The sequence below is a fragment of the Suttonella sp. genome, from assembly GCF_056855035.1.
In genome coordinates this window covers 1-21,111 of the sequence record NZ_JBXGGR010000062.1, presented here as the reverse complement: position 1 = coordinate 21,111, position 21,111 = coordinate 1, and the positions used below count along the sequence as shown (strand labels likewise).

The 21,111-nt window shown below is 50.5% G+C and carries 20 protein-coding genes; 14 read left to right on the top strand and 6 right to left on the bottom strand.

The features are described 5' to 3' along the window. Nucleotides 1-261 precede the first annotated feature (261 nt). From glnA to ACJHVI_RS05805, 6 genes are all read right to left on the bottom strand, one after another. Nucleotides 262-1,668, bottom strand: coding sequence for a type I glutamate--ammonia ligase (gene glnA, locus ACJHVI_RS05830; protein WP_483183720.1), 1,407 nt, complete (start codon nucleotides 1,666-1,668; stop codon nucleotides 262-264). A gap of 144 nt (nucleotides 1,669-1,812) precedes the next feature. Next, the gene (locus ACJHVI_RS05825) at nucleotides 1,813-2,481 is read right to left on the bottom strand and encodes an epoxyqueuosine reductase QueH (protein ID WP_483183719.1); all 669 of its coding nucleotides are present in this window, start codon (nucleotides 2,479-2,481) and stop codon (nucleotides 1,813-1,815) included. Nucleotides 2,482-2,483: 2 nt separating this feature from the next. Beyond that, nucleotides 2,484-3,149, bottom strand: a complete 666-nt coding sequence (locus ACJHVI_RS05820; protein ID WP_483183718.1) for a hypothetical protein — start codon at nucleotides 3,147-3,149, stop codon at nucleotides 2,484-2,486. After that, complete coding sequence (gene fabB, locus ACJHVI_RS05815; protein ID WP_483183717.1) at nucleotides 3,142-4,356, bottom strand: beta-ketoacyl-ACP synthase I; 1,215 nt, start codon at nucleotides 4,354-4,356, stop codon at nucleotides 3,142-3,144. Before fabB ends, ACJHVI_RS05820 begins: the two co-directional genes overlap by 8 nt. 15 nt (nucleotides 4,357-4,371) lie before the next feature. Continuing rightward, nucleotides 4,372-4,896, bottom strand: coding sequence for a 3-hydroxyacyl-[acyl-carrier-protein] dehydratase FabA (gene fabA, locus ACJHVI_RS05810; RefSeq protein WP_483183716.1), 525 nt, complete (start codon nucleotides 4,894-4,896; stop codon nucleotides 4,372-4,374). A gap of 14 nt (nucleotides 4,897-4,910) precedes the next feature. Then, on the bottom strand, nucleotides 4,911-6,437 hold the full coding sequence (locus ACJHVI_RS05805) for a L,D-transpeptidase family protein (protein ID WP_483183714.1): 1,527 nt from the start codon (nucleotides 6,435-6,437) through the stop codon (nucleotides 4,911-4,913). 187 nt (nucleotides 6,438-6,624) lie between these two features. Here ACJHVI_RS05805 and ACJHVI_RS05800 point away from each other — a divergent pair, with 187 nt between their 5' ends. The 14 genes from ACJHVI_RS05800 (at nucleotide 6,625) to greA (ending at nucleotide 20,584) form a co-directional block, all read left to right on the top strand. Next, complete coding sequence (locus tag ACJHVI_RS05800) at nucleotides 6,625-7,212, top strand: RDD family protein (RefSeq protein ID WP_483183713.1); 588 nt, start codon at nucleotides 6,625-6,627, stop codon at nucleotides 7,210-7,212. Continuing rightward, the gene (locus ACJHVI_RS05795; protein ID WP_483183712.1) at nucleotides 7,202-8,392 is read left to right on the top strand and encodes an amino acid aminotransferase; all 1,191 of its coding nucleotides are present in this window, start codon (nucleotides 7,202-7,204) and stop codon (nucleotides 8,390-8,392) included. Before ACJHVI_RS05800 ends, ACJHVI_RS05795 begins: the two co-directional genes overlap by 11 nt. 281 nt (nucleotides 8,393-8,673) lie before the next feature. Further along, a complete protein-coding gene (locus ACJHVI_RS05790) occupies nucleotides 8,674-9,225 on the top strand; it encodes an SCO family protein (protein ID WP_483183711.1) in 552 nt (183 codons plus the stop codon). A 130-nt stretch (nucleotides 9,226-9,355) separates the two neighbouring features. Further along, nucleotides 9,356-11,614 (top strand): 4Fe-4S binding protein, encoded by a 2,259-nt coding sequence (locus ACJHVI_RS05785; protein ID WP_483183709.1) that lies wholly within the window; start codon nucleotides 9,356-9,358, stop codon nucleotides 11,612-11,614. Nucleotides 11,615-11,665: 51 nt separating this feature from the next. Beyond that, the gene (gene nosZ, locus ACJHVI_RS05780; protein WP_483183708.1) at nucleotides 11,666-13,576 is read left to right on the top strand and encodes a TAT-dependent nitrous-oxide reductase; all 1,911 of its coding nucleotides are present in this window, start codon (nucleotides 11,666-11,668) and stop codon (nucleotides 13,574-13,576) included. Nucleotides 13,577-13,605: 29 nt separating this feature from the next. Next, the gene (locus ACJHVI_RS05775; protein WP_483183707.1) at nucleotides 13,606-14,850 is read left to right on the top strand and encodes a nitrous oxide reductase family maturation protein NosD; all 1,245 of its coding nucleotides are present in this window, start codon (nucleotides 13,606-13,608) and stop codon (nucleotides 14,848-14,850) included. After that, nucleotides 14,837-15,757, top strand: coding sequence for an ABC transporter ATP-binding protein (locus ACJHVI_RS05770; RefSeq protein WP_483183706.1), 921 nt, complete (start codon nucleotides 14,837-14,839; stop codon nucleotides 15,755-15,757). The genes ACJHVI_RS05775 and ACJHVI_RS05770 overlap by 14 nt, the downstream gene beginning before the upstream one ends. Next, complete coding sequence (locus ACJHVI_RS05765; protein ID WP_483183703.1) at nucleotides 15,754-16,587, top strand: ABC transporter permease; 834 nt, start codon at nucleotides 15,754-15,756, stop codon at nucleotides 16,585-16,587. Before ACJHVI_RS05770 ends, ACJHVI_RS05765 begins: the two co-directional genes overlap by 4 nt. After that, nucleotides 16,584-17,090, top strand: coding sequence for a nitrous oxide reductase accessory protein NosL (locus tag ACJHVI_RS05760; protein ID WP_483183702.1), 507 nt, complete (start codon nucleotides 16,584-16,586; stop codon nucleotides 17,088-17,090). The genes ACJHVI_RS05765 and ACJHVI_RS05760 overlap by 4 nt, the downstream gene beginning before the upstream one ends. Before the next feature lie 9 nt (nucleotides 17,091-17,099). After that, nucleotides 17,100-17,495 carry a hypothetical protein gene (locus ACJHVI_RS05755; RefSeq protein ID WP_483183701.1) on the top strand — a complete coding sequence of 132 codons (396 nt, stop codon included), beginning with the start codon at nucleotides 17,100-17,102 and terminating at the stop codon, nucleotides 17,493-17,495. Between the two features lie 88 nt (nucleotides 17,496-17,583). After that, complete coding sequence (gene pcnB, locus ACJHVI_RS05750) at nucleotides 17,584-18,930, top strand: polynucleotide adenylyltransferase PcnB (protein WP_483183700.1); 1,347 nt, start codon at nucleotides 17,584-17,586, stop codon at nucleotides 18,928-18,930. Continuing rightward, nucleotides 18,927-19,436, top strand: coding sequence for a 2-amino-4-hydroxy-6-hydroxymethyldihydropteridine diphosphokinase (gene folK, locus ACJHVI_RS05745; protein WP_483183699.1), 510 nt, complete (start codon nucleotides 18,927-18,929; stop codon nucleotides 19,434-19,436). The genes pcnB and folK overlap by 4 nt, the downstream gene beginning before the upstream one ends. 60 nt (nucleotides 19,437-19,496) lie before the next feature. Beyond that, nucleotides 19,497-20,030 carry an inorganic diphosphatase gene (locus ACJHVI_RS05740; RefSeq protein WP_483183698.1) on the top strand — a complete coding sequence of 178 codons (534 nt, stop codon included), beginning with the start codon at nucleotides 19,497-19,499 and terminating at the stop codon, nucleotides 20,028-20,030. 71 nt (nucleotides 20,031-20,101) lie between these two features. Then, the gene (gene greA / locus ACJHVI_RS05735; protein ID WP_483183697.1) at nucleotides 20,102-20,584 is read left to right on the top strand and encodes a transcription elongation factor GreA; all 483 of its coding nucleotides are present in this window, start codon (nucleotides 20,102-20,104) and stop codon (nucleotides 20,582-20,584) included. Nucleotides 20,585-21,111: the final 527 nt, after the last annotated feature.

The window sequence follows — 21,111 nt, the reverse complement described above, 5'->3', positions numbered from 1 at the left end:
ATCATCTACTTGGCAGAAAAGTGTTGTAAGATGTTCCATGTTAAAGGGCTTTTGTGATGGTTTGTTTCGTCAAAACAGTAGATTATCACAATTGCTCTTTATTTTTTAGTGGGGTGCTTATCCCGAACTCAGGTTAGTTTAGAGCCTTCACATTAAAACAGTGTGTTAAAAATTGTAGGGTAGGTAGTGCTGTCCACGTTTTTAAAGGATGAGAACCGCGTGGGCAATAAGTTGCCCACCATACCTTGCTTCAGTTTTGTATTAGCAACTGTAGTACAGTTCGAATTCCAAAGGATGGACTTGCAAACGCATTTTCGCCACTTCTTCCCGTTTGAGGGCAATATAGCCTTCAAGCAAATCGTCGTTAAATACGCCGCCTTGTTTTAAGAAATCGCAGTCGGCTTCCAGTGCATCCAAGGCTTGTTCTAATGAAAATGCCACTTGCGGAATGTTTGCCGCTTCTTCCGGCGGTAAATCGTATAAATCCTTATCCATTGCTTCGCCAGGGTGGATTTTATTTTTGATGCCGTCTAAGCCCGCCATCAGCAGGGCGGCGAATGCCAAATAGGGATTGGCGCTGGAATCGGGGAAACGCACTTCAATGCGGCGCGCCTTAGGATTGGTAATATAAGGAATGCGCACCGAGGCCGAGCGGTTGCGCGCCGAATAAGCCAACATCACCGGCGCTTCAAAATGCGGCACCAAACGCTTGTAGCTGTTGGTTGAAGGATTGGTAAAGGCATTCAAGGCACGGGCATGTTTGATGATGCCGCCGATGTAGTAAAGCGCCATGTCGGATAAACCGCCGTAGCCGTCGCCGCTAAAGAGATTCTTGCCGTCTTTGACCAAAGACATATGCACATGCATGCCCGAGCCGTTATCGCCGACGATAGGCTTGGGCATAAAGGTGGCGGTTTTGCCGGCGACATGGGCGGTGTTATGAATAATGTATTTCAATTGCTGAACTTCATCGGCTTTGCGCACTAAGGTATTGAAACGCACGCCGATTTCGCATTGTCCTGTGGCGACTTCATGATGCTGCACTTCCACACTTTGCCCCACTTGCTCCAAGAGTTCGCACATTTCCGCGCGCAAATCTTGCAGCGAATCTACCGGTGCCACTGGCATATAGCCGCCTTTCTGTCTGGGACGATGACCGCTGTTGCCGGTGTCATAGTCTTTTTCGCCGTTCCAATAGCCTTCTTCGGTGATGATTTCAAACATGACTTTATGTGCGGCACTGCTGAATTTCATTTCGTCAAAGATGAAAAATTCATTTTCCGGTCCGAAAAGGGCGGTGTCGGCAATGCCTAAGGATTGCAGATAGGCTTCGGCACGGCGGGCAGTGGAGCGCGGATCGCGGACATAGCCCTGCATGGTGTCGGGTTCGATAACATCGCAGGTGATAACGAGGGTTTTATGCTGATAGAAGGGATCGATGTAGGCGGTGGCAGGATCGGGCATCAATATCATGTCGGAGTTATGGATGCCTTTCCAGCCGGCAAAAGAGGAGCCGTCAAACATTCTGCCTTCTTCGAAAAAATCTTCGTCGATACTGGAGGCGGGGCTGCTGATGTGGTGTTCTTTGCCGCGCGTATCGGTAAAGCGCAGATCGACAAAGCGAACCTCTTCTTCTTCAATTAATTTCAAAATACTGTCAATATTCATAGCATTACTCCCTTCGATAGATTCAGCAAAGCCTTTTTATCACTCTGTTTTTATGCTGATTTTAAAAACAAACGCGGTATTTTGCATCATTGCGGGCTAAAAATAAAGCCTCTGGATTGAGAGGGCGGCGCTGTATGCCGCCGCTTAGGCTTGTTCAGGCGTATCGTCTTCGCCGTAATACATGACGCCGATTTTGATTTTTTCACGCCCTTTGCTGATACGCCACGCATTGGTGTCGCGCAGGGAATATACGCAGCCGCAGTATTCCTGCATGTAGAATTTTTCGCGTTTGCTGATTTCTATCATGCGTTGGCTGCCGCCGCTTTTGCGCCAGTTGAAGGTCCAATATTGCACGTCGGGGTAGGGGGCTGCCGCACGAATACCGCTTTCATTGATTTGCTGCATGTTTTTCCAGCGGCTGATACCCAGCGAGCTGGTAATGACGGGAAAGCCGTTTTCATGCGCGTATAAGGCGGTTCGCTCAAAGCGCATGTCAAAACACATACTGCAACGCGCGCCGCGCTCGGGATCCCATTCCATGCCTTTGGCGCGGGCAAACCAGTTGTCGCTGTCGTAGTCGCAGTCAATAAAGGGGATGTTGAATTTTTCCGCGAAGGCGATGTTTTCGTCTTTACGCAGATTGTATTCTTTGCGCGGATGAATGTTGGGGTTGTAGAAAAAAATGGTGTAATCGATGCCGCTGGCAAGCATGGCTTCCATGACTTCGCCCGAGCAGGGCGCGCAGCAGGAATGGAGTAAGACTTTGTTATGCCCGTCGGGGGGGACGAGTTTGGGGCGTTCGTGTAATTGCATGTTTATTCCACGTAGTAATTGGGTTCTGCTTCAATGGGGCGGCGTTGATTAAATACGTCTGCCGGAATCGGGCAGGGTTCGTGTTCGCTGAAAATATAGGTGCTGCCTTTGTACAGGATTGCGCCGCTGCAAGGCAGGTTGCCGCTGCCTTGCGCGTTAATCATACGGATATGGGCTTCGGGTTGGCTGAATGCCGCTTCTTCGGCAGGTGCTTGCGCACTTGCGTAAGCAGAAGGCACGAGATGGGTTTGCGCATTGGCGCGGCTAGGGTCGGCCTGAGTCGGGGCTTGTTGTGCGACGAATTCTTCTTCGGCTTTGCCGCGGCGGATGAGTTGGCATTGGCTGAATTTGCGTTTGCCGTCTTCATCGACATAGACGGCGCGGCCTTGGTTTTTGCAGCGGTAGATACTGCGGTCGGATATGCCGTTTTGATTGGGGGCGTTGCTGTTGCCAATGGTAGGCGCATTGCCTGCGCGTGCTTGTCTTTGCGCAGCGCCCACAGCGGCAGCGTGCGGATCGTAGCCGCCGCGTTGTAAAACGCCGGCTTCGCGGTCGCGTTGGACTTGTTCGTAATCGGTCATTAAGCGTCCGTAGCTGTCATAGCTGGGCTGCTGGGCTTGGGCGCTGATTGCGCCCAAGCAGATAAGGAGAGTGATTTTTTTAAACACGGCTCAAAATCAAGGTTGCATTAGTGCCGCCGAAGCCAAAGCTGTTGCTCATGACGGCATTAAGGGTTTTATGAATGTTTTCACGCACAATCGGCAGTTTGCCCGCCGCTTCGTCAAGCGTGAAGATATTCGCCGAGGCGGTAACGAAGTCATTTAACATCATCAACAGGCTGTAAATGGTTTCGTTCGCTCCAGCTGCGCCTAGGGCATGTCCTGAAAGGGATTTGGTCGAGCTGATTAGCGGAATATCTTGGTTTTTGAAGGTTTCTTTAATCGCTTCTAGTTCGCGCATATCGCCAACGGGTGTGGAGGTGCCGTGGGCATTGATATAGTCCACCGTGCCTTTATGGGTTTCGAGCGCCATTTGCATGCAACGTACCGCACCTTCGCCCGAGGGGGCAACCATGTCGTAGCCGTCGGAGGTCGCGCCGTAGCCGGTAACTTCGGCGAGGATTTCCGCACCGCGCCCTTTGGCGTGTTCGTATTCTTCAAGCACTAAAATGCTGCCGCCGCCTGAGATGACAAAACCGTCGCGATCGGCATCGTAAGCGCGTGAGGCGAGTTCGGGGGAATCGTTGTATTTGCTGGAAAGCGCGCCCATGGCATCAAACAGAGAAGTCATGGTCCAATGCTCTTCTTCGCCGCCGCCTGCAAAAACAATGTTTTGCTTGCCCATTTGAATCAGTTCCGCCGCATGGCCGATACAGTGCGCGCTGGTCGAACAGGCGCTGCTCATGGAATAGTTGACACCTTTGATTTCAAAAGGCGTGGCTAAGCAGGCGGAAGTCGTCGAGCCCATGACTTTGGTGACGGCATAAGGTCCGATGCGTTTGACGCCGCTGTCGCGCAGAATGTCCGCCGCTTCGACTTGTACCGAAGCCGCTGCACCGCCGCTGCCGACGACTAATCCTGTACGCGGATGAGAAATATGTGCTTTTGTCAGCTTGGCTTGCTCGATGGCCTGCTGCATGGCAATGTAGCAATAGGCGGCGGCGCTGCTCATGAAGCGCAGGGCTTTGCGGTCGATAAACTCTTTGAAATCCAGATTTTTAATATTGCCATGTACTTGTGAGCGCAGCCCTAATTCGCGGTAGGTCTCGCAAAAGCGGATGCCGGATTTCAATTGTTGCAATGAATCCAGCACTTCTTTGATGTTATTGCCTAGGCTGGACACAATGCCCATGCCGGTAATGACGACTCTTTTCATAATTTTCCTTAATAATTAAGGCTGTTCTTCGTTGGTAAATAATCCCACACGCAGATCATTGCCTTGGTAGATTTCCTTGCCATCCACGCTTAAGGTGGCATCGGCAATGCCGAGCACCAGTTTGCGCATAATGACGCGTTTCATATCAATACGATAAGTGACTTTTTTATTGCTCGGCAAAACTTGGTCGACAAATTTGACTTCGCCGCAACCCAGTGCGCGTCCGCGCCCTTTGCCGCCAGACCAGCCCAAGAAAAAGCCGACTAATTGCCACATGGCGTCTAGTCCGAGACAGCCCGGCATAACGGGATCGCCTTCAAAATGGCAGGCAAAGAACCATAAATCGGGGCGGATATCCAATTCCGCGATGATTTCGCCTTTGCCGTATTTGCCGCCGTCGGCAGTAATGCTGACAATACGGTCGATCATCAGCATATTCGGTAGCGGTAATTGCGCATTGCCTGCGCCGAACAGATTGCCTTTGGCGCACTCGATGAGTTCTTCGTAGCTGTAGCTGTTTTTAGGGCTAAATGTGCTCATAGTATTCTCTTTAATTAATTAACCAGCGCCTTTTTATAGGCATTTATGAGCTTCGCGTCAAGTTCGTAAACATCGTCTGCATGGCGAATTTTTCCGTTCGGATCTGCCCAAGTTGTCCAATAGACTAAATATACAGGCGTTTGCGCTTTTAAATTGACCCACTGTTCTTTGCTTTGATTGCTGGCGGTTTTGATTTTTTCAGGCGTCCATGAACTGCCTTTTAAGAGCAGATTGGCAAAATCCATGGGGTCTTGCAGACGAATGCAGCCGGAACTGAGTGCGCGGTTGTTTCTGCCGAACAAGCCTTTGCTTGGGGTGTCGTGCAGATAAATGGCGTGTTCGTTAGGGAAGAGGAATTTGACGCGTCCTAAGGCGTTTTGACCGCCCGGTTTTTGCCGCAGACGATAGCTGGTACCGGCGCTGCTCCAATTCACATCACTGGGTTTGACGACTTTGCCGCCGGGCGAAATGGCTTCGTAGCTGCCGTTAAAGGCGGTAGAATTGCGGATAAGCTGCGGCAATTTGTCTTTGCGCATAATCGTGGGCGGCACTGTCCATGTCGGACTCATGACCACATGGCGCATACGATCGACAAAACGCGGTGTAGGACGGTCTTTGCGTCCGACCACGGCTTTGGTGCTATAGATGTTAGTACCGTTTTCAACAACCGTAACTTCATAAGAAGGAATATTGGCGAAAATATAGCGCTGCTCATGCCAATCTTGGCTCATCCAGCGAATACGTTCCATATTGATGACCAAATCATCGGTTTTGAGCTGCTGATCGCGGTTGAGTATGTATTGCTGTTTGAGCGCTTGATAGGCGGTATCTTGCGCATTGATTGCCTGAATCGGGCTCAGTACGTCTTGCGCATTGATGCCTTCTGCCAACCAAGCGGCTAATTGCTCATGGCTGACTTTGGGCGCATTCCATGTGCGGTCGATTTTTTTCGCATCCACGATGCCGTTGGCCAAATCATAGGCTAAGGACAACCAGGCATCGGTGAGCAAAATCTCTAGAGCGGTGATGTCCTGATAATGTGTGCCGGCTTGTAAATAATTGATAATGTTTGCGTGATATCGATTAGGGTTTAAGGCATCATCTGCGGATGCCTTAATCGCTTCCTGCAATTGCGCGATAGTCGGATTGGGAACGGTTTCATGCGTCCAAATGGTCGGAAATTGCTCGCGTCGGTAAAATTCGGCGACTAATTGCGGTTGATTGAGCTTTACGGCATTGTGATTGATAGATACGCTGCTAAGTGGCTGTTGCAAGGCTTCCATCAGATGAATGCGGCGGCTGTTGAAGGGCATCATCTCGCTGCGGATGCTGGGTTGTACAATCACAACTTCTTCGATTTTAGTGCCGGCATTCAGCACTTCTTCCGGATTGGCATCAGGCGGCAAATTGTCTGCCAAACTTGGCGGCGCTTCATCAAAAGAGCTGTCGCTAAGCTCCTCTGTTTGTTGTGCATGAGCAACAGTAAATAAAGCTCCCCAAATGGCTGTTGTGATAATGCAACGAGGAATGCGCAATGACATGGTTTTACCTATGGTTTGAAGACAAAAACGCGCGTAGTGTACCCTTTTTTTCAGTCTGAAACTAGTCTCTATGCGGAGATTGTGGTTTTTTTACAACACTCAATCTGAGCGGCTTATTTTTTGTACGACAAGCCTTATTCTTATTGAATATGCTAGGATAAGCGTTTTTAGCGATAACAGAGCGGCAGTGAAAGCACAACAGACAACAGCGTCCATCGGCAATAGCGCAAAACTTATCGGCGAACCGGCAGGTTTGCTGCGCATTTTTTCCGCCATGGTTTATGACGGCTTATTGATTGTGGGCTGTTTGATTGCCTTGGGCTTCGTCGCTTTTGCGCTCAATGCCGCGCAGCCGATTCGCGAAGGTTGGAAATTGCAGCTGTTGCGGCTGGCGATGTTGGCTTTATGGGGGGGATTTTACGCTTATTTCTGCTCGCGCCAAGGGCAGACACTGGGCATGCGCGCATGGAAATTGGTCTTAAGCGACGGCAGCGGGCATGCGCCGGCTTTCGGGCGGGTGCTGTGGCGGTGGGCGATTGCCCTAGGTTTGGCGCTTGCGCCTTTTACGCTGCTGTGGCTGTCGGCAATCCTGACTATCGAGCAACGCGGCGCGCTGTATGCGGCGCTCTTACTGCCGCTGCCGCTTATCTACGGCAGCGCGTATCTTTCCCCGCAAAAACGCAGCCTTATTGATATACTGAGCCGCACGCAGCTTCTGCGCGTGCAGCAAAATCCTTATCCCAAAATCAAACGGAGTAAAAAACATGTTTCGTGAAATTCAGCAATTGCCAGACGATCCTATTTTGCGTCTTTCTCAGTTGTGTCGCGACGATGCGCGCAGCCACAAGATTGATGTCGGGGTGGGGATTTTTATTGACGAGCAGGGCAATACGCCGGTAATGCGCGCCGTTAAAGCAGCAGAACAACGCGTATGGGAAAGCCAAAGCACAAAGAAATATCAGCCGCTCTCGGGCAATCCCGAGTTCAATGCCGCGATGGGCAAATTGGTTTTAGGCGATGCTTTTGACGGCGCGCGCATGCGCGTGAATCAATCCACCGGCGGTACGGGGGCTTTGCGCGTCATCGGCGAAGTGATTGCCGCCGTGCAGCCTGAGGCGACTTTGTGGATTCCTGACCCGACTTGGGGCAATCATATGGCGGTATTTGCTGCGGCGGGCGTGAAATTTGACCGCTATCCTTATCTGGATCCCGAAACCTGCGAAGTGGCGCGCGATAAGGTGTTTGCCGCTCTGGCGCAATTGGGCGAGAAGGATTGCGTCTTATTGCACGGCTGCTGCCATAATCCCAGCGGTGCCGATTTCAGCCGCGAAGATTGGGAAAAAATCGCGCAATTGGCCAATGAAAAAGGCTTTGTGCCGATTATTGATTTTGCCTATTTGGGTTTAGGCGAGAATTTGGAGGACGATGCTTGGGGCGTGCGCCATGTGGTTAAAAACGTACCGCAGGCTTTGATTGCGGTGTCTTGCTCGAAGAATTTCGGTTTGTACCGCGATCGCAGCGGCGTGATTATCAGCGTGGCGGAAAACGCCGAGCAAGTAAATGCTTTGCAAACGCAGGTCAATGCCGCCACCCGTACCACCGTCTCCATGAGTCCCGACCATCCGGCGGCAATTGTGGCGACGATTTTAAACGACGCCGCTTTGAAAGCCGATTGGGAACAGGAACTTGCCGATATGTGCGGCTTTATCCGCAGTCGGCGTGAGAAATTGCAGGCGGCAATCACGGGTGCCGGCGGTCGCGACTGGTCTTTCATTACCCGTCATCACGGTATGTTTTCATTGTTGCCGTTGGATGCGGAGCGAGTGCAGGTCTTGCGTGAAGAATTCGCCATTTATATGGTCGGCACCGGACGGATTAACCTTGCCGGTTTGCGCAATGACGACATGATTCGATATTTTGCCGAATCGGTTAAAACGGTCTTGGCGCGGACGTAAAGCTTTAGTGCTTAAAAACGCCCTGTCTTAGCGGTGGGGCGTTTTTTTATGCTTAGCTAATGATGCGGTGTGGGATTATATTGATGTTAATTATCTGTCATATCAATCTTCTTTAAATCGTAAAAATAGAAATAACAAAATATTCTAAATGAATTTAATTAATCACCTTGCCTTAAGAAATATTTTAAGCTAAGATTCTTTAATACGTTTGCGGTTGTTCAATATAATAAAAAATAAAATCTAATCGCAAGCGTTTGTGTTTGTTACTGATAGAGTTTGCGGTGAAAAAATATTTGTTATTGTGTTTCTTGTTTTTTATAAATCAGCCTATTTTTGCCTCGCCTTATCAATTTAATTTGCAAGGTCATGCAGGAGAGGTCAGCGATAGTGATTTTAAAGGACAATATATTTTGCTGACTTTCGGCTACACTTCCTGTCCGGATATTTGTCCGACGGTATTATATGAAATAGCGCAAACCTTGAAATTGCTAGAGCATCCCGAAAAATTGCAGGTGATTTTTGTCAGCATTGATCCGAATAATGATGATTTGCAGCGTTTGCAGCAATACGTGGGTTATTTTGACAAACGCATCTTGGGATTAACCGCCGACTATGAGAGTTTGAAGGCAATGGCGTCTGCCTATGGCGCCACTTTCGGCTATAAACATCAGGGGCAAGAGGTTGCGCCGCCTGATCTGCCTTTGGGCTATGGCGTTTATCACAGCAGTTTGACGTATTTGCTCTCTCCTGAACGCGAGCGTTTGGAAGTTTTTACCTCGCAGGTCAAGCATAAGACGATGGCGCAAGTGATCGGCAAATATCTCAAGCAATAATGGCGTGCTTGAGTATTTTGTTTCTCTGTTGAATATTATAAAAATTTTATTAAGCGCTTGATGTATATCAAGTACAAAACATGGGCGAAAGCTTACAATTCGGCAAAATTTATTATGATTCCAAATCATCATGAAAATATTTTTCCGCGCTTTTTCCCTGATTTTACTCAACCTTTTTTCGATCAGCCATGCCGATATGGCGGAGCAGAAGGCCTATTTATCCAATTTATCCACCTTAGAAGAATTTATCGCCACCGTGCCTGCCACCGAGTTTTTCCCCGAGGCGGAGGGATACGGCGAGGTGCAGAAAAACCCTCATCAAGTGCCGGTTTTGAAAGGGCAGGAAGTCTTAGGCTATGTGTTTTTAAATTCCGATTATGTCAACAGCGGCGGCTATTCCGGCAAACCGATTCGGATTTTAATCGGCGTTGACAAGGAATTTGTGATTCGTGCGGTCAAACTGGTCAAGCATTCCGAGCCGATTGTCCTCATCGGTATTCCGGAGCAAAAAATCAATGATTTCATGAAGCAATACAGCGGTCAGAATTTCATCAGCCAGCGCGATATTCCCGTGCCCGAGGTCATTTCGGGGGCGACGGTTACCGTGATGGTTATCAATGAAACCATTGCCCGCGCCGTGCAATCCTTTGCCGCTCAATTGCAGAATGAGGCACAAAGCAGTCCGCAAACGGCGGCGGTGCCGGAATTTTTATTTGATATCAATGCAGAGGCGGCAACCGCTGCCAATTGGCAGGAGATGATTGCCAAAGGCGAAATCGCGCATTTGCATTTAAGCGTGGGACAGGTCAATCAAGCCTTTAGTGATGCGGGCAAAACGCAGGCGGCAGGCATCAGCGAGTCCGATAATCCTGACGATACCTATATCGATTTATACACTGCATTGGTCAGCCATCCGGCGCTCGGTAAGGTTTTATTGGGCGATGCGCTGTATCAGCAAGCCAGCAGCCGATTGAAAGAAAACGAGTCTTTGATTTTGGTGGCGGGCGAGGGTTTATATTCTTTCAAAGGTTCGGGCTATGTGCGTGGCGGGATTTTCGACCGCATTAAGGTCGAACAAGACGGCGCCGGTTTTCATTTCCGCGACCGCAATCACCGCCGCGTCGGCGATATCATGGTAGCGGGCGTGCCGAAGTTTAAGGAAATCGCCTTGTTTACCGTGACGGAAGACAATCAGTTTAATCCTTTAAATCATTGGAATTTGACGCTCTTGTCTAACCGCGCCACAGGGGCGACCAGCAAGGAATTCATTTCTTTCAATCTGCCTTACCGCCTGCCCGAGCATTTATTGTCAAAACGCGCCAATCCCGATTATGTGCCACCACCGCCCGCCAATGCGGAAAACAGCGCGGAAAAGACTGAAGCATCAGCGGCACAAAATACCGCTTCCGCCCAGCAAGAGAGTATTCAAGCCAAAATCGCCCGCGATGCTTGGCAGCGTAAAACCGTACATATCGCCATATTGGGCACGGCTTTGGTCTTGCTGATTGCTATCTTTATGTTCCAAGATTGGTTTGCCCAACATCCGGTCTTTTATAAAAGACTGCGCATTGCCTATCTCTGCTTTACTTTATTCTGGATCGGCGGCTATTTGGGCGCGCAATTATCGGTGGTCAATGTGCTGACGTTTACCAATTCTTTAATTTCGGGCTTTGATTGGTCGTATTTCCTCATGGATCCGATGATTTTCATGCTCTGGTGCGCGACGGCTTTCGGCGCTTTGCTATGGAATCGCGGCGCTTTCTGCGGCTGGCTCTGTCCTTTCGGCGCTTTGCAGGAGCTGACTAATGCCATCGCGAAAAAATTCGGCGTCAAGCAAATCAAATTCCCTTTCCGCGTGCATGAACGTCTAACCGCGTTGAAATACATCATCTTTTTATTATTATTCGGTTTTTCTCTGTATGATTTGGGCTTGGCGGAACATTTGTCAGAAGTCGAACCCTTTAAAACATCGATTATTTTGAAATTCCAGCGCGCTTGGTCTTATGTGGCTTTCGCTCTGATTTTGCTGGCAATCGGCTTATTTATCGAGCGTTTCTACTGCCGTTATCTCTGCCCTTTGGGCGCGGCTTTGGCGATTCCCGCCAAATTGCGCCTCTTCAATTGGCTCAAACGCTATCAGGAATGCGGCAATCCCTGCCAAAAATGCGCCCAAGAATGTCCGGTGGAGGCGATTTTCCCCGAAGGCAATATCAATGAAAACGAATGTATCCAATGCTTGAACTGCCAAGTGCTGTATCACGACAAACAGCGCTGCATGCACTTGCTGCTTGAAATCGAAAAGCAGCAGAAATACGCAGCCCGAGCGAAAAGAAATGCCCAACGACTTGCCGAAAACGAGGCGGCGGTCGGTGTTCACAATCCCGTATAATGAGTTGTTCGCATTTATTATGCCTCGTTAATTAAATGAAGGAGACAGAGTATGTCAGAAGAAAAAATGAAGTTTAAGCGTCGCGGCTTTTTAGGCGCTGCGGCTGCTACCGGCGGCGTGGTTGCCACCGGCGGCGCGGTACTGCCTAAGGCTTTCGCTCAAGAAGGCAAGCATGAAGGACAAAATATTCACGTCAATCCCGGCGAGCTTGACGAATACTATGTATTCAATTCCAGCGGTCAGTCCGGCGAAGTCCGCGTATTAGGTCTGCCCTCAATGCGCGAATTGCTGCGTATTCCCGTATTCAACCGTTGCAGCGCGACCGGTTGGGGGCAAACCAATGAAAGTATCAAAATCATGCAAGAAGGCATGTTGCCTGAAACCAAAGAGTTTTTGAAAGATCAAGGCGGCGTGTATTTCAACGGCGATTTGCACCATCCGCATATGTCTTTCACAGATGGCACTTACGACGGCAAATATCTCTTTGTTAACGATAAAGCCAATACCCGCGTAGCACGTATCCGCTGCGATGTGATGAAAACCGACAAAATCACCGAAATCCCGAACGTACAGGGTATTCACGGTCTGCGTCCGCAACGTTTCCCTAAAACCGAAGTAGTCTTTGCCAACGGCGAGCACATCGTGCCGACCATCAATGATGGTACTATCTTAGACAGCGATACCCCTGAAAAAGATTACTGGACAATGATGACCGCTCTTGATGCGGAAACCATGAAAATCCGCTACCAAGTACGCGTGGACGGCAACCTTGATAACCTCGATACCGACTATCAAGGCAAATACGTCTTCTCTACCTGCTACAACTCGGAAAAAGGCTTTGACGTCGGCGCGATGTCGGCAAACGCAACCGACTGGGTGGTTATCCTCAATGTCAAACGCATTGAAGAGGCTTTGGAAAAAGGCGATTACGAAGAAATCAACGGCGTTAAAGTCGTGGACGGCACGCACGGCAGCCCTTATACCCGCTATATTTCCGTGCCCAGCTCGCCGCACGGCTGTAATGCGGCGCCGGACGGCATTCACATCGTTTTAAACGGCAAATTGTCGCCAACCGTTACCGTGCTTGACGTGCGCAAATTAGACGACTTCTTTGATGACAAAATTACCGAAGAAGACGTGATTGTCGCCCAGCCTGAATTGGGTCTCGGACCTTTGCACACCGCCTTTGACGGTCAAGGCAATGCCTTCACTACCCTGTTCATCGACAGCCAAATGGTTAAATGGAACATCGACAAAGCTATCCGCCAATACAAAGGCGAAGACGTGGATCCGATTATCGAAAAAATCGATGTACATTATCAGCCAGGTCATAACCACAGCTCGATGGGCGAAACCAAAGAAGCGGACGGCAAATGGCTGGTCTCTCTGAACAAATTCTCAAAAGACCGCTTCTTAAATGTGGGCGTGCTCAAGCCTGAAAACGATCAGTTGATTGATATTTCCGGCGAACACATGAAATTGGTGCATGACGGTCCGAGCTTTGCTGAGCCGCACGATATGATTATCGTCCACCGCTCCAAAGTCAATCCGATCAGTATTTGGGACAGAAACGACCCGTATTGGGAAGATGCGCGCAAGCAGGCGGAAGCCGACGGCGTGAATCTGGACGAATCCGCCCACGTTATCCGCGACGGCAACAAAGTGCGCGTCTATATGACCGCGACCGCGCCGGCATTCAGCTTAAATTCCTTCGAAGTCGAGCAAGGCGACGAAGTAACCGTTTACATAACCAACAAAGAGCTGATTGAAGACCTCACGCACGGCTTCACATTGGGCGATCACGGCATTGCCATCGAAGTCGGACCGCAGCAAACCTCTTCCGTCACTTTTAAAGCCACGCGCCCCGGCGTCTATTGGTATTACTGCCAATGGTTCTGCCACGCTCTGCATATGGAAATGTCCGGACGCATGTTTGTCAAACCTAAGAAAGCCGCTTCTTAATGCAGGCGATGCTTTCTATCTTCAAGAAAATGATGGCTTCGGCCGTCATTTTCTCTATTCTACCCGCCGCTTTGGCAGCCGATATTCCGCTGGCAAGCGGCACGGATTTACAAGCCGCCATCGATAACAGCCAAGACGGCGACCGCCTCTTATTAGCCGCCGGCGATTATCAGGGCAATATCGAAATCACGCGCCCCATCCAAATCATCGGCGCGGAAAACGGCGTCTCCCGCATTATCGGCAATGGCAAAGGACATGTGATTTGGGTCAAAGCCGAGCAGGTCGAACTGGCGCATTTACACATCCACAACTCGGGCAAAACACTCAGAACCATGGATTCCGGCATTTTTCTCGACAAAATCGCCCATCATGCCCATATTCATCACAACCATTTAGAAAACAACCTCTTCGGCATTTACGTCTGGGGTCCGAATCAGGCAATTGTCGAGCATAACCGTGTGAATAACAGCAATGAACCGCGCATGGCGAGCCGCGGCGACGGTGTGAGTTTATGGCGCAGCCCCCACAGCATTATCCGCCACAACCGTTTCAGCGGCGGACGCGACGGCATCGCCACCAATGCCAGCAAACACAATTTATTTGAAAACAATTATTTCCGCGACCTGCGCTTTGCCGTGCATTATATGTACACCGAAGACAGCGAAGTCCGCGACAATCATGCGGAACAAGTTGAAAGCGCCTATGTGCTGATGTTTTCCAACCGCATCCGCGTCATCAACAACCGCATCAACCAAGCAAAAGAACACGGCGTGATGCTCAACAGCGTCAATTACGCGCAAGTCATCGGCAATGAAGTCGATAACGTCAACAAAGCCACCTTTATCTACAACGCGAACTTCAATGATATTTTCTATAACCGCTTTGAAAACAGCCTCATCGGCATCCATTTCACCGCCGGCTCGGAAAAAAACCATATCGCCAACAATGCCTTTATCAACAACCGCAGCCAAGCCATGTATGTGGGCACGCGCGAAGTCCTGTGGCAGCACGAAGGACAGGGCAATTATTGGAGCGATCACAGCGCCTTTGATTTAAACGGCGACGGCATTGCCGACACACCCTACAAACCCAATAATTTGATGGATCAAGTCCTATGGCGCGCACCCTCTGCCAAACTGCTGATTAACAGCCCCTCCGCCCAACTACTCAAATACGCGCAGCAGCAATTCCCCAGCCTGCTGCCGGGCGGCATCAGCGACCCCTATCCCCTCATGACCATTCCACAAGCACCACCAAACCATGCACAGCATTGATATTGAAAACCTCAGTAAAACCTTTCGCCGCTTCACCGCGGTCAATCAGGTTAATTTACGCATCGCCCAAGGCGAATGCATCGCCCTTGCCGGACATAACGGCGCGGGCAAATCCACCCTCATCAAAATGATGCTCGGCATCATCCAGCCCAGTGCCGGACACATCCGCATCAACGGCAAATCGCCGCAGGATTACGCGCTGCGCCGCCAAATCGGCTATCTGCCCGAAACCGTTTCCCTCTACCCCTCGCTCAATGCGATTGAAACTCTTAATTTCTTCAGCAAATTAAAAGGATTATCCAATCGCGACAATATGGCATTGCTGGAACGGGTAGGCATTGCCGATGCTGCCAAACGCCGCGTTGGCACCTATTCCAAAGGCATGCGCCAGCGTCTGGCTTTGGCGCAAGCTCTATTGGGCAATCCGCAAATCCTCTTTTTTGACGAACCCACCACAGGACTCGACCCCGCCTCGCGTCAGCAATTCTACGAACTGCTGCAAGAATTGCGCGGCAAAGGCGCAAGCATACTGCTCTCCACCCACGCACTATCCGAGCTGGTCGGGCAAGTGGATCGCATCGTCATCATGAAACACGGACACAAAATGGCAGACGGCAATCTTTATGAACTGCGCGAACAGGCACAATTGCCGACCCAGCTGATTTGCTATGCCGAGCCGAACAGCCAACTACCGCCGCAGTGGCAGGCAATCAGCGACAGCCAATGGCGCCGCTTCGTCTCGCAAAGCGAAAAAACCGCCGTACTGGCGGAACTCTTTGCTACTCTCACACCGCGGGAAATCGACATATTGCCGCCCACCCTAGACGATTTATACGCCGCCTTCCTGCAACGCGCCCCGATAAGCGAAGCAGAAACAGCCGCCCAAGACACAGGAGCCAGCCAATGAACGCCCTACTCAGCCTCGCCGGCAAAGAATTTACCGACGGCATCCGCAACCGCTGGGTCTTAGCCATCACCTGCCTGCTCAGCCTCTTTGCCTTAAGCCTCGTCTTTTTAGGCAGCGCGCCAGTCGGCAATGTGAAAGCCAATCCCATCGCCATCATCATCGTGAGCTTGGCAAGCCTCAACATCTTCCTGTTGCCGCTCATCGCCCTGCTGCTCGCCTACGACAGTCTGGTCGGCGAAATCGAAAACGGCACCATGCTGCTCCTGCTGTCTTATCCCGTGGCACGCTGGCAAATCGTCTTCGGCAAATACCTCGGACAAAGCCTGATACTCATTGTAGCGGTGCTGATCAGCTACAGCATCGCCGCCCTTGCCATCATCTTCAGCCATGAAAAAATCGCTTGGACATGGGCATTCTGGCAGCCCTATTTTTCCATGAGCCTAAGCAGCATCGCGCTCGGCATGGCATTTTTAGCCATCGGCTACCTCATCTCCGCAATCAGCCGCGAACGTGCGCGTGCCGCCGGTATGGCAATCGGCACATGGCTGCTCCTCGTATTGATTTACGACATCGCCCTGCTCGGCGGACTGATTGTCGATAAAGGACGCTTCATCTCGGAAAAACTGCTGTCATGGCTCTTATGGTTCAATCCCGCCGATGCCTACCGCCTTTATAATCTCGGCAGCGGCGAAAGCACCAATGTAGCGGGCATGCTCAATCTCGGCAAAAACGTCGCCCTCTCGCCCAATCTTCTCCTGCTTTCTTTAGCCCTGTGGATAAGCCTGCCGCTTGCCGCAGCCATACTCCTGTTTAAAAGAAAATCCCTATGAAAATTAAAATTTTACTCCTCAGCCTCTGCGCCTTATTTGCACTCAATGCCTGCGAACCAAGCGCCAAAAGCGACAGCCGCCCCGCCGCCATTGCCGACATTCCCGAAGATGCCGTCGATCCGCTCTCGCATATGAGCGCTTTGGAAACCAGCGGACATAAAGGGCAAATTCATTTCCACGACGGTAGCGAAAGCCAATGGTTCGGCAGCATCGCCAATTTAATCATGTACATGCGCCTGCCTGAAACTGCTAACCGCCCAATGACCGCCTATGTTTCCCTCAGCAATAATGAAGGCAAAGCCCTCAACCCTTGGCAATGGACGGCGCTGGAAGACGCATGGTTCGTGCTTCTGCCGCCCAATCCCGAAGATCCCTTCTCGCTCGCCACATGGACGGCTTACCGCGAACAAAGCAACGCCGAAGCCGTCGTTCAAAACGTACCGCTGAGCCGTCTGTACCGCTACCACGAGATTCGCGACGAAGACCTGCTGGACTGCCATTAAAAATATGTGATGAAAACAACACGGAAAAACCGCTGTTTAAGGGCATCGGCGCTCAGCGCTGCGCTATCTTTTATGCTGACTGCCTGCTCGGTAAATGCGGCGATGGATGGCGCAAAAGTGTCGTCGCGCTGCTTGCTTGAAGCAGGAGAGCAATGGTCGCAATTGCGCCAGACCTGTCTGCGATTATCCGCTGCTGCGGATGTGCGTTTGGACGATAGCGCGTATTCGGGCGCGGCGGTCTATGCTTTGTTCTCGCCGGATCGGCAGCAGGCGGAGCTGTTCGCAAACGATATTGAGGGTAGCTTGCTCTTAGATGCCGTCAAAGGCGGCTATCGCTCGCGCGACGGCGTCCATTATTTACAGTATCGGGACGGCAATTGGCATCGGCGGCAAAAGGCGCCCTGAACGGCAGGCGCATCTTAGGGCAAATTATTATGTATAATGCGCCGTTTATTCTGCGGCAGATGCCGTAAAACAAAAAGAAGGGGACGGCATGGATTACGCCGCAAACACACAGACTGCGCGCATTTACACGCGCGAAGAGCATCAGATTGATGCCGAACGTTTAGACCGCCGCGCCATGCGCATTGCACATCAATTGATTGATGCCGGCTTTGAAGCCTATTTAGTCGGCGGTTGCCTGCGCGACAGCTTATTGTCGCGCGAGCCGAAAGATTTTGATATTGCCACCAATGCGCGTCCAGAGGAAGTAGCGGGGCTATTTCGCAATTGTCGTTTGATCGGGCGGCGTTTTCGCTTGGCGCATATCCATTTCGGACGCGATATTATCGAAGTGGCAACCTTTCGCGCCAGTGCGGATGAGGACGTCAAAACCGACAGCGACGGTCATGTGATTGAAGATAATCACTACGGCACCATGGAAGACGACGTGGTACGCCGCGATTTCACCGTCAATGCCTTATATTACGATCCGCGTTCGGAAGAATTGATTGATTATTTGGGCGCGATGCAGGATTTGCAGCAGCAAGTGCTGCGCCTAATCGGCGAACCTGCGGCGCGTTATACCCAAGACCCGGTGCGTATGCTGCGCGCCGCGCGCTTTGCCGCAAAACTGGATATGCAGCTGGAAGCGCAGACAGAAGCGGCGATCGGCGTATGCGCGGAAGGTTTGAAATCCGTACCGCCGGCGCGTTTGTTCGACGAAGCGCAGAAACTCTTTATGAGCGGCTACGGCGTGAAAAGCTACGAGCAAATGAAACGATTGCAATTATTCTCCATGCTCTTTCCCGATGTGGCGCGGGTACTGAATCATCCCAATCAGGCATTTGCCGATTATGCCGACCGCGTCATCCGCATCGCTTTAAGCAATACCGATCAGCGCATCGCGCAAGACAAACCCGTAACGATTGCCTTTTTATTCGCCGCTTTCCTGTGGCCGGTCTTTCAATTGCAATATCAAGGCTTGCTGAAATCGCGCGACTGGCACAGCGCCATGCACGAAGCGGTGGATTTAGTCTTGATTGCGGCGGCGGAGCGCATCTCCATTCCCGTACGACTGCGCGGCATGATTCGCGAAATGTGGACTTTGCAGGCGCGTTTTGATTTGACCGGCAACAGCCAGCGCAAAACCCGCAGTCTGCTGAGCCATCCGCGTTTTCGTGCCGCTTACGATTTCCTCTTGGTGCGGGAAGCGGCGGGCGAGCCTTTGGCGGAAAGTGTGCGTTGGTGGTCTTATGCACAGAAGGAAAGCGGCATCGTGCCGATGGCACTCAATGAATATGACGGCGATTTTGAAGCCGCACCCAAAGGCAATCATTTGGAACGCAAAGGCAAAATCAGCGTGAATAAACGCCGCGCGCGCAGGGGAAGAAGACGATGAACCGCTGCTATATCGCCTTCGGTTCCAACCAAGACGCGCCCTTGGCGCAATTGCAAATCGCCCGCGAAACCCTGAGAGAACATGCGGATGTGCAGGAAATTGCCGCTTCTTCCATTTATCGCACACCGCCTTGGGGCTTTACCGAGCAGCCCGATTTTTATAATGCCGTTATTGCCTATGATTGCGCCCTCAGTGCGCAAGACTTGCTGTGCTTATTGCAAAGCATCGAGACGGCGCAGCACCGTCAGCGACCGTTCAAAAATGCGCCGCGCACCCTAGATTTAGACATCTTGACCTACGGCGATCAACAAGAACATACGCCGACTTTGAGCCTGCCGCATCCGCGTATGCACGAACGCGCCTTCGTCTTAGAGCCTTTGGCGGAAATCGCGCCGCAGCTGATGATTGCAGGGCAGGGGATCGTAGCGGATTTATTGGCACAGCTGGATTGCAGCGCGCAGGAAAAAATCGCGGTGGCGGCTTGGGACAATTTGGCGGCCGGCTAGCCTCAGGCAGGCTTTAAGGCTATAATGAGACTTTCTTAATTTATGAAGGAAAACATATAAATGGCAGATTTTAATCAAATTCTCGATGCCGGCGACGTGGATAGCGGCATCATCAATGTGGTGGTGGAAATCCCTACCGGTTCGAATAATAAAATCGAGTGGAACCGCCAACTCGGCGCCTTTAAATTAGACCGCGTCGAACCGCTGATTTTCGCCAAGCCGACGAATTACGGCTTCATTCCGCAAACCTTGGACGAAGACGGCGACGAATTGGATGCCCTGATTATTACCGACACGCCGCTGCCGACAGGGGTATATTTGGAAGCCAGAATTATCGGCATTATGAAATTCATTGATGACGGCGAAGTCGATGACAAAGTCGTGGTCGTTCCCGCCGATGACCGCCATACCGGCAATGCCATTCAAAGTCTGGCGGATTTGCCCGAGCAATTGATTAAACAAATCGAATTTCACTTCAATCATTACAAAGCCCTGAAAAAACCGGGTTCAACCAAAGTTGACCATTGGGGCGATGCGGAAGAAGCCAAAACCACGATTAAAGATTGCCAAGTGCGTTGGACTGAGCGCGATTAAATCCCGCGCTTCGTTTTTCTAGAGTCTTGCCTGTAGGCAAGACTTTATTTCATTTTGATAAGGATAAGATGATGAGTAAAAAAGTTCCCATGACCAAAGCCGGCGCGGAAGCCCTGCGCGTCGAATTAGAAAATTTAAAAACCGTACAACGCCCGAAAGTTATTCAAGCTATTGCCGATGCACGCGAACACGGCGATTTGAAAGAAAACGCCGAATACCATGCCGCCCGCGAGCAGCAAGGATTTATTGAAGGCCGCATTCAAGAGCTGGAATTCAAACTGGGCAATGTGCAGATTATCGACGTCAGCACTCTGCCGAATAACGGCAAAGTCGTCTTCGGCACCACCGTTGAATTGGAAGATACGAATAGCGGCGAAAGCATGACCTATAAAATTGTCGGCGAAGATGAGGCGGATATTAAGAAAAATCTGCTGTCGAATACCTCGCCGATTGCCCGCGCCTTGCTCGGTAAAGAAGAAGGCGATGTGGTGGAAATCAATGTGCCGGGCGGAGTTAAATCTTTAGAAATTATCGCCGTGCATTATCTGGCTTAATAAGATCCCGTTTTTAAGCAGATAGCCGCTTAAGCTTACAATAATGCCTTTTACCGCCGTGGCTTACGGTGATGATAAGCGGTTATATTATGCCTTTTAATCTAAGATGGATTGTTATCCCTATTTTGTATAGTCAAAGAATTGGAAAAGTATTGCGACATTGGCTGGCTTTGCGTCACTTTTCCATTTCTCCGACTATATCACGAACAAAGCAACAAGAAACAACGCGGTGCAGACAAATGGCTGTATCCCGACATGGTGACCGTTAGCTTTGAATATGCGAATTATAAAAACAGTCAACTGGTTAATTTTGTAAAGAAATTCGACCGTCTTCCGCTAAAAATATATTCCTTTGAAATTAAGATTCGCTTGAATTTTTCTAACTATAACCTGAGTTCGGGATAAGCACCCCACTAAAAAATAAAGAGCAATTGTGATAATCTACTGTTTTGACGAAACAAACCATCACAAAAGCCCTTTAACATGGAACATCTTACAACACTTTTCTGCCCAGTAGATGATTTTTG

Coding starts and splice junctions, on each gene's coding strand:
- ACJHVI_RS05775 (WP_483183707.1), top strand. CDS start 13,606: ATGATGGCTTCGGCCGTCATTTTCTCTATTCTACCCGCCGCTTTGGCA.
- ACJHVI_RS05740 (WP_483183698.1), top strand. CDS start 19,497: ATGGCAGATTTTAATCAAATTCTCGATGCCGGCGACGTGGATAGCGGC.
- ACJHVI_RS05755 (WP_483183701.1), top strand. CDS start 17,100: ATGAAAACAACACGGAAAAACCGCTGTTTAAGGGCATCGGCGCTCAGC.
- ACJHVI_RS05825 (WP_483183719.1), bottom strand. CDS start 2,481: ATGCAATTACACGAACGCCCCAAACTCGTCCCCCCCGACGGGCATAAC.
- ACJHVI_RS05770 (WP_483183706.1), top strand. CDS start 14,837: ATGCACAGCATTGATATTGAAAACCTCAGTAAAACCTTTCGCCGCTTC.
- nosZ (WP_483183708.1), top strand. CDS start 11,666: ATGTCAGAAGAAAAAATGAAGTTTAAGCGTCGCGGCTTTTTAGGCGCT.
- fabA (WP_483183716.1), bottom strand. CDS start 4,896: ATGAGCACATTTAGCCCTAAAAACAGCTACAGCTACGAAGAACTCATC.
- folK (WP_483183699.1), top strand. CDS start 18,927: ATGAACCGCTGCTATATCGCCTTCGGTTCCAACCAAGACGCGCCCTTG.
- ACJHVI_RS05795 (WP_483183712.1), top strand. CDS start 7,202: ATGTTTCGTGAAATTCAGCAATTGCCAGACGATCCTATTTTGCGTCTT.
- greA (WP_483183697.1), top strand. CDS start 20,102: ATGAGTAAAAAAGTTCCCATGACCAAAGCCGGCGCGGAAGCCCTGCGC.
- ACJHVI_RS05785 (WP_483183709.1), top strand. CDS start 9,356: ATGAAAATATTTTTCCGCGCTTTTTCCCTGATTTTACTCAACCTTTTT.
- ACJHVI_RS05805 (WP_483183714.1), bottom strand. CDS start 6,437: ATGTCATTGCGCATTCCTCGTTGCATTATCACAACAGCCATTTGGGGA.
- ACJHVI_RS05765 (WP_483183703.1), top strand. CDS start 15,754: ATGAACGCCCTACTCAGCCTCGCCGGCAAAGAATTTACCGACGGCATC.
- glnA (WP_483183720.1), bottom strand. CDS start 1,668: ATGAATATTGACAGTATTTTGAAATTAATTGAAGAAGAAGAGGTTCGC.
- fabB (WP_483183717.1), bottom strand. CDS start 4,356: ATGAAAAGAGTCGTCATTACCGGCATGGGCATTGTGTCCAGCCTAGGC.
- pcnB (WP_483183700.1), top strand. CDS start 17,584: ATGGATTACGCCGCAAACACACAGACTGCGCGCATTTACACGCGCGAA.
- ACJHVI_RS05760 (WP_483183702.1), top strand. CDS start 16,584: ATGAAAATTAAAATTTTACTCCTCAGCCTCTGCGCCTTATTTGCACTC.